The sequence below is a fragment of the uncultured Campylobacter sp. genome (assembly GCF_938031315.1).
GTDB lineage: Bacteria > Campylobacterota > Campylobacteria > Campylobacterales > Campylobacteraceae > Campylobacter_B.
In genome coordinates this window covers 1-6,779 of record NZ_CALHHT010000525.1, presented here as the reverse complement: position 1 = coordinate 6,779, position 6,779 = coordinate 1, and the positions used below count along the sequence as shown (strand labels likewise).

Sequence of the window (6,779 nt, the reverse complement as noted above, 5' to 3'; positions counted from 1 at the left end):
TCCGTTTTAAATTTCAAAGCGCAATTTCGCCGTGAAATTTTAATAGAAAATCTATACTTTTGCCGCTAAATTCCAGGCTGAAATTTTACCTTTTGAGTTTATGCCGCCTCGTCGCTATAAAATTCCATGTCTTAAATTTAAAGCAAAATTCTGCGGTGCGGTGAAATTTCAAAATTTCGTTGCGGTAAATTTTGTGCTCTAAAATTTTATCCATGAATGTAGAATTTTAAGTTGGCAAATATAAAATTTAGAAGGCAAAGTTTGTCGCCGCATCGCGTACTGCGCCGCGAAATACTACTCTACAAAACCTGCGCCTAACCTCATAAATTTCGTCGCGCAAAATTTATGCAGAATTTACGCGGAGTTCTTGCTACCGTGCGCCGCTTCGCTTCGTTACTTCGAGCGCGGTTTATTGAGTTTTAGTGCGATTACCGCGATTGCGACGTTTGCGTCGTGCGTGATGCTAAGGCTTGCGGATTTGATATGAAATTTTTTACGGATTTTTTTGCGTATTTTTAGATGCGGCGCGCCCAGAGCGTCTTTGTAAATTTTAGCGTCTTTAAAGCCGAATTCTGCGCCGATGCCGGTACCTAGCGCCTTGCTAAGCGCCTCTTTGGCAGCGTAGACGCCCGCGATACTTTCGTCGCGCAGTGCCGAGGAGCGCTCGGATTTTTTCAAAATACGCTTTAGAAATTTCGCGCCGTATTTTGCGCGCAGCGCCGCGATCCTGCGTACCGCGGTTATGTCCGTGCCGATCTTTATCACGGTCTGGCGCCCCGCGGTTTAAATTTAATCACGGCTATAAGCTCTCTTTGATCTCGATGTCAATGATCTTATCGCCCTGCCTGATCGCGTCCAGAACCGCCAGGCTAGGCTGATCCACGATACGACCGAACACCGTGTGCACGCCGTCTAGGTGCGGCTGCGCGCTGTGGCAGACGAAAAACTGGCTGCCGCCCGTATCGCGCCCCGCGTGCGCCATCGATAGCGCACCGCGCACGTGCTTGTGCTTTTGGCGGTCGCATTCGCACTTTATGCGCCAGCCCGGACCTCCCGTGCCGGTGCCGCGCGGGCAGCCTCCTTGGATTACGAAATTTGGAATTACGCGGTGAAAATTTAGACCCTTGTAAAACCCGCTGCGCGCAAGGCTAGCGAAATTCGTAACCGCCTGCGGAGCTTCGCCACCGAAAAGCTCCAGCTTCATATCGCCCTTTTCGGTTTTTATCACGGCGTATTTATCGCGCGCCAAAGCCGCTGCGTCGATGTCGTAAATTTTTAAGCTTTCCATTTTTTCTCCTATGCGATATTGGTGTAAACTGCCTGCACGTCGTCATCATCCTCTAGCCGCTCGAGCAGCGCGTCTATGTCGCTCAGCTGATCCTCGCTAAATTCGTGCTTTTCGTTGGCGACAAATTTTAAGCTTGCGCTGATGATCTCAAGCCCTATCTTTTCGATCCCTTCGTTTAAAGTGCCGAAGCTTTCGTATTCGCCGTAGATTAGAAGCGTCTTTTCGAGCTCGCCTTTGTCGTTTTCAAACTCGTTGATCTCAAGCTCGCTAAGACCGAAGTCGATGAGCTCAAGCTCCAGCTCCTCGATGTCGCGGCTCGGCAGCTTGGTCTCAAAAACAGCCTTGTGCGAAAACATAAATTTCAAACTGCCGCTCGGCAAAAACTCGCCCTTGGCTTTGTTTAAAATCGACTTTACGTTCGCGACGGTGCGGGTCGGGTTATCGGTGGCGCATTCGATTATGAGAAGTGCGCCGTGGGGCGCCTTGCCGTCGTAAAAGATCGTTTTGATATCGGCGCTATCCTTGCCGCTTGCGCGCTTGATAGCCGCGTCGATGTTGTCTTTGGGCATATTTTGCGCCTTTGCCGTGGCGATCGCGGCGCGCAGCTTGGAGTTCATCAGCGGATCTTCGCCGCCCTCTTTCGCAGCCATCGTTATGGCCTTGCCCAGTTTTGGGAAAAGTTTGCTCATCTTCCCCCATCTAGCTTCTTTTGAAGCGCGTCTGTATTCAAAAGCTCGTCCCATAAAATTCCTTAAAGCTTAAATTTAAAACGGGTGATTATAACGAAAAACCCTTAAATTTCAGGAGCGGGCGTTGAAATAAAATTTATTAAAAAGTAGTATAAGTTTTGAAATTTTAATCCAAAGGAGAGGCTCATGGCTTTGAAACAAAACGTAAAATTTAAGGCGCAAAATATCCACTGCGAAAACTGCGCGAGGACGATCAAAAACGCGCTCAAGGATGATTTCGGCGAGATCGAGGTGGACGTAGCAAGCGGAGTGGTGAGTTTGAGCTTAGATCCGAGCGACGAGGCTAAATTTAAAGAGGAGATGGACGATTTGGGCTTTAGCATCGCAGAAAAGCTAGCCTAAAAACTAACGCAATGTCAAGCAAAATCACTCTAAATATCGTCGGGATGAGCTGCGTAAACTGCTCCAATGCGATCGAGCGGGTAAGTCGCAAGATCGAGGGGGTGCAGGAGGCGCACGTAAATTTCGCAAACGGCAGCGGCGAGTTCGTACTTGCTGATCCGGCGCTTGAGGAGACGCTAAAAGCCAAGATCAAAAAGCTGGGCTATGACATCGCCGTGGATTACGAGGATTTGGAGCGCAAAAAGCGGCGCAACCTCAAAGCGGCGCTATTTAGGCTTATTCTCGCTCTCATTTTAGCCGCGGCGGTAATGGCTGTGGAGATGAGCGGGTTTTTGAGCTTCGTTCCAAAGGCACTACTTTGCGCGGCGATGGCGTGCGTGAGCCTATTTTACTGCGGCAAAAACTTCTTTTATCACGCTTACGGCTCGCTGAAAAACAAGAGCTTTGATATGAACGTGCTCGTGGCGATGGGAAGCTTTTTTGCGTTTGCCTATTCTCTAACGGCCGCGGCGTGGGTCTATACGCACGGCGCGCAGAACGAATTTACAAATCTTTATTTCTCGTCCGCATCGATGATAATCGCCTTTATTTCGCTCGGCAAATACCTAGAAGAGCGCAGCAAGATGAAGGCGAACGACTACATCAAGGGGCTAATCGATCTAAGCCCTAAAACCGCGCTTTTGATCAAGGACGACGGCACGATAGCCGAAGTGCGCGCAGAAGCGCTAAAGCCGGGCGATAAAGTGCTCGTAAAAAACGGCTCGCGCATCCCCTGCGACGGGCTTATCGTCGAGGGCGGCGCGCAGATCGACGCTTCGCTCATCAGCGGCGAGAGCTTGGCGGTTTATAAAGGCGTGGGCGATGAGGTAAATGCGGGCTGCGTCAGCACGGACGGCGTCATCTACGTGAAAGTGACGAAATTCCCGCATCAGACGCTGCTTGCCGAGATTAAAAATCTGCTAAACGAGGCGGGCAACAAAAAGATGCCGATCGCGCGCTTTGCCGATAAAATTTCAAATATTTTCGTGCCCGCGGTGATTTTGATCGCGCTTGTTAGCTTTATAGCGTGGACGGCGCTTGACGGGCGGCTTTCATACGCCGCATCCGCCGCTATTTGCGTGCTTATCATCTCCTGCCCGTGCGCGCTAGGTCTTGCGACGCCGATTGCGATCGTTTGCGCGATCTCAAACGCCGCAAAGGCTGGAATTTTAATCAAAAATCCCGAAATTTTAGAAATTTTAAAAGGCGCCGACGTCGCGGTTTTCGATAAAACCGGCACGCTTAGCAAGGGCGAAATTTCGGTAAGCTTCAGCGATCTGAGCGCCCAGGATCTCTACGCTCTGGCAAGCGCGCAAAAACTTAGCGAGCATCCGATCTCAAAGGCGATCGTAAAATTTGCCGAGCTGAAATTCGGCGAAATTTCTAAATTTAACGGCGAGTTCGAAAGCATCGCGGGAAAAGGTATCGTCGCTAAAAATCCCACCGGCGAAATTCTTTGCGGCAGCGCGGGCTTTCTGCGCGAGCGCGGCGTGGACGTGGGCGTCGAAGTAGAAGCGGAGGAGCTTTTAGACAAGGGCTTCGGCGTCGTTTACTGCGCGATAGGCGGCTCGTACGCGGGCTTTATCGCATTTAGCGACGAGATCAGAGCCGAAGCGCGCGGCGTCGTGCAGACGCTGCAAAAAAGCGGCGTAAAAACCGTCATGCTAACGGGCGATAACGCCAAAACGGCAAATTTCGTCGCTCGCAACCTCGGCATCGACGAGGTAAGAAGCGGAGTGCTTCCAAGCGGCAAATATGAGTTCATCAAATCCCTGACGGACGAGGGCAGGCGGGTGCTTTTCGTGGGCGACGGCGTCAATGACGCGCCGAGCTTAAAAGCCGCCAGTATCGGCATCGCGATGAACGGCGGCAGCGACGTAGCCAAGGGCGCGGGCGACGTAATCTTTATAAAAAACGACCTTGAAAGCGTGCTATATCTATTCCGCCTATCGGAAGCTGCCATGCGGACGATCAAGCAAAACCTCTTCTGGGCGCTGTTTTACAACGCCGTGTGTATCCCGATCGCGGCAGGTGCGTTATATCCAGCGCTCGGCGTGCTTTTAAAGCCGATGTACGGCGCCGCGGCGATGTGCTTTAGCTCCGTAACGGTCGTGCTAAATTCCATCAGATTGAAATTCGCTAAATTTTAACGCGGCGGATTTTGCGCTAGGCGCGGAATTTTGCGCGGCGAAATTTTAATTTACTCGGCGCAAAACGCGCAAAATTCTTTCATTCTGCAAGAAATTTTACCTTGCAAATTCTATCTGGCTACTAATGCACGTAGAATTCCACGGAACGGGCTCCACTTGAAAAAATTTTATTTCACGATAAGCCTAGCACGGAATTCCGCTAGATTTGTACAGCTTGCAAAATTTTATTTTACCGCTAGCTCGCGCGTAAATTTTAAAATTTTAGCCTGCCGATCGCTGTGCTGTTATATAGCGCCGCCAGTCGCTACGCCTCTGCCTAGCCGTCGTTTAACGCCGTCACGCCGCCGCGCCGTAAAATTTTAAAAATTCCGCAAAATTTTATAAGGCTGAAAGGAATTCCATAAAATTCCACCGCCCGCACTAAGTTTTAATAAATAAATTTAAAGGTAAAATAACGCTTCAAATGCAATTCGAGGTAGCGATGCGAAAAATTCTAATGGGTTCGTTTGTTTTTTGCGGCACGCTTTTTGGCGCTTCTTGCGAGCAGATACTAAGCGATCCGCGCGGCTTTTTTAGCAAAGAGCCTGCGGACGAAGAGCTGCTGCAAAGCGATTTTGGCTGTAAAGGCTCGCTAGCTGGCGCAGAATTTTTACAAAATTTAAAAAGCGCGGCTTCTGAGATCAGGGACGAAAATATCGATTGTGTCGGTAACGAAGCCTTGCTGAACGAAAAAAGGCTTGAGCGAACCTTGGCATTTGCGGGGATGGATGGCGAGGGCTTTTTGAGCTATGCTAAAGAGAAAAATTACGCGCAAATCAGTGAAAAATCGCTTGAAGCCTTAGAATTTTACTCCGAGCGCAAGATTGGAAATTTCATCGCTTATGGCAATTTTATGGGCGAGATCTCAGCAGCCAGGGAGGCGCTAAAAGATTATTTCGCCGCTAAATTCAACAAAAACGACGCCGATGAGCTGGCAAGCGCTGTTATAGCGGAATTTATCGCATACGCCGCAAAGGATCGCAAGGCGGGAGATTACGGTGAGCTTGAGCTGGCGCTAAAAGGCGGAGTAGGTGCAGATGAGTTTCGTACGCTACTTTTTAGCAAGGATTTTGCAATTTACGAGCTTGATAATGCCCTGGATCTGGCACTTTTGCTAGGATATGACGAGCGCTTTAGCGGCGCTTTGATCGAGCGAGGCGCGCAGGTGAATGCTGGCGAGGAAAACTCGCTATTTTACGCGATGAATAACGTTCAAAGCGCTAAATTTATGATCTCTAAAGGCGCCTTGGTTGGCTATAAAAACTCGCTTGGGCAAACTCCGATATTTTTCGCCGCCGCGGCAAAAAATTATGAGCTCGTAAAGTTGCTAATCTACTCGCACGCTAGCGTAAATGTCCGCCAGATCGGCAGCGCCGAGGCCCAGGCTCTAGCGTCGCTAGGCGAGCGTAGCGACGGCTGTGAGCGTTCGGGCGCGGGCAAGACACTGCTGATGTTTGCGGCGCAAAAAAGTACCAAGCAGATCGTTGAATTGCTCGTAAAATCGGGCGCAAACGAAAAGGCGGCCGACGAGGCGGGGCTAAATGCGCTAGACTACGCGCTTGCGGGTGGTGAAGCGGCTACGCAGAGCTATTTGCGCTCGCTTGGATTAAGTCCTACGCAAGTAAGCGATGATTTTACGAGCGATCCGCAAGATGCACCTGAGCGTGAGAATTAGCAGGCTTGATTTAAAGGGCCGCTTACCGCTTCATCGTCGTTTTAGGCTTGCAGCGTTTTGGGTTTGCAAAAGCCTTATGAGCTTTAAATTTAATGTTTTGCTGCTTTGTAAATTCTATAAATTTAGCGGATTTTTCGAGTGCGAGTTGGTAGAATTTAACGCTTTAAAATTTTATCACTTTGCTTGCGCAGGTTGCATGCACTGAAATTTTATAAACGCTCAGACGAGCTTTAAAAATGACGATTTGTGCGTTTATGCGCGATAAAATTTTTGCTGATGGATTTTGGTTTGCGATCAAGAGCGGGATTTCGTCAAATTTTGTGCGATAAATTTATCGCTTTTGCGACAAAGTAAGCATCGCAGTATTGCGGAATTTTACCTTAATTTGGGGCTTTTGCTATGTTAAGTAAAATTTTAAATGCGTTTATAAAACGCTTTTGATTACGCCGCGCGCGGTATTTTGCACCGGAGAGATTTTTCTGCGCGACAAGTTACTT

6 protein-coding genes are annotated in these 6,779 nt (G+C 49.3%); 3 read left to right on the top strand and 3 right to left on the bottom strand.

The annotated features are described in order from the left end of the window. Positions 1 to 393 precede the first annotated feature (393 nt). Genes acpS through Q0236_RS13030 form a run of 3 tightly spaced genes read right to left on the bottom strand, consistent with a single transcriptional unit; the run spans position 394 to position 2,031 of the window. Complete coding sequence (gene acpS / locus Q0236_RS13040) at positions 394 to 765, bottom strand: holo-ACP synthase (protein WP_297918953.1); 372 nt, start codon at positions 763 to 765, stop codon at positions 394 to 396. Positions 766 to 799: 34 nt separating this feature from the next. After that, complete coding sequence (locus tag Q0236_RS13035) at positions 800 to 1,288, bottom strand: peptidylprolyl isomerase (RefSeq protein WP_297918951.1); 489 nt, start codon at positions 1,286 to 1,288, stop codon at positions 800 to 802. A gap of 8 nt (positions 1,289 to 1,296) precedes the next feature. Continuing rightward, on the bottom strand, positions 1,297 to 2,031 hold the full coding sequence (locus Q0236_RS13030; RefSeq protein ID WP_297918948.1) for a YebC/PmpR family DNA-binding transcriptional regulator: 735 nt from the start codon (positions 2,029 to 2,031) through the stop codon (positions 1,297 to 1,299). Between the two features lie 132 nt (positions 2,032 to 2,163). Between Q0236_RS13030 and Q0236_RS13025 the strand changes: the two genes are divergently transcribed. From Q0236_RS13025 to Q0236_RS13015, 3 genes are all read left to right on the top strand, one after another. Next, a complete protein-coding gene (locus tag Q0236_RS13025) occupies positions 2,164 to 2,379 on the top strand; it encodes a heavy-metal-associated domain-containing protein (protein WP_297918945.1) in 216 nt (71 codons plus the stop codon). A gap of 11 nt (positions 2,380 to 2,390) precedes the next feature. Continuing rightward, positions 2,391 to 4,568 carry a cation-translocating P-type ATPase gene (locus Q0236_RS13020; protein ID WP_297918942.1) on the top strand — a complete coding sequence of 726 codons (2,178 nt, stop codon included), beginning with the start codon at positions 2,391 to 2,393 and terminating at the stop codon, positions 4,566 to 4,568. Positions 4,569 to 5,031: 463 nt separating this feature from the next. Further along, positions 5,032 to 6,282, top strand: coding sequence for an ankyrin repeat domain-containing protein (locus Q0236_RS13015; RefSeq protein WP_297918940.1), 1,251 nt, complete (start codon positions 5,032 to 5,034; stop codon positions 6,280 to 6,282). Positions 6,283 to 6,779 lie beyond the last annotated feature (497 nt).